A 1,146-nucleotide genomic window follows, 5' to 3' on the forward strand; every position below is an offset into this window, starting at 1 on the left:
GGAGCCGTCTAAGGTGAGGCTCGTGATTGGGACTAAGTCGTAACAAGGTAGCCGTACCGGAAGGTGCGGCTGGATCACCTCCTTTCTACGGAGAATACAGGCCACTGTCTGGTGGCCGGTGTGTGCCCCGCGCGTGCGATCGTCGCACGGTCGGTCGGGGTCGCTGGTGTGGAAGAGATCATGGGCTGTGGGGTCGCCCTCCTGGGGTGGCCGGTGTAGGTGGTGCGGCATGCTTTTGGGTTCCCGGACCGCCACTCCTGGAGGGTTTTCCTCCGGGTTGCGGGTCCGATGCCTCCGGGCCGCGGGGCTTCCTCTTTTTGTGGGGGTCGGTCGTGGCTTGGTGTGTGTTGGTGGTTTGAGAACTGGATAGTGGACGCGAGCAAGAAAGAGTTTTTTTCTTGTTTCTGTTGATTTCGAATGGACTCCGAGATGTTTTTGTCTTGGGTGTTCGTTCGGTCGTTTTGTGATCATTTTGACATGTTGTGTTGATGTGTCGTCCGATGTATTCGCGAATTTGGTTTTCGCCGGTGACGTGTGTTGCTGGTGAGGGCGCAGTGGTGGATGCCTTGGCGGACAGGACCGATGAAGGACGTGTGGGGCCGCGATAGGCCTGGGGGAGCCGCCGACAGGGCTTNGATCCCAGGATCTCCGAATGGGGGAACCCGCCACCCTGGATGGGGTGGCACCAGTCTTCGGGCTGGGGGGTACGCAGGGAAGTGAAACATCTCAGTACCTGTAGGAAAGGATGTTCCGTGAGTAGTGGCGAGCGAAAGCGGATCAGGCCAAACCGGTGTCGTGTGATACCCGTCGGGGGTTGCGGCACCGGGGTTGTGGGAGCGTGTGACCGGGTTCCGACGGGCCCGGCGTGAGTGACAAATACCGTGTGCGAGACGAACAGGATTGGATGCCTGGCCGTGGAGGGTGATGGCCCCGTAGTCGTATGCGCATGGTCTCGCGATCGTGTTTCCCAAGTAGCGCGGGCCTCGTGGAATCCCGTGTGAATCCGCCCCGACCGTGGGGTAAGCCTAGATATTCCTGTCCGACCGATAGTGGACCAGTACCGTGAGGGAAAGGTGAAAAGCACCCCGGGAGGGGAGTGAAAGAGTACCTGAAACCGTGCGCCTACGATCCGTCGGAGCCTCCCTG

Annotated in this window: 2 rRNA genes; both read left to right on the forward strand. The window is 60.1% G+C overall.

Going from position 1 to position 1,146, the window contains the following annotated elements:
- Positions 1-85 (forward strand): 16S ribosomal RNA (locus AC1AYR_RS11730); the annotation flags it as partial.
- A gap of 448 nt (positions 86-533) precedes the next feature.
- Positions 534-1,146 (forward strand): 23S ribosomal RNA (locus tag AC1AYR_RS11735); the annotation flags it as partial.

The organism is Bifidobacterium sp. LH_417, assembly GCF_056357035.1.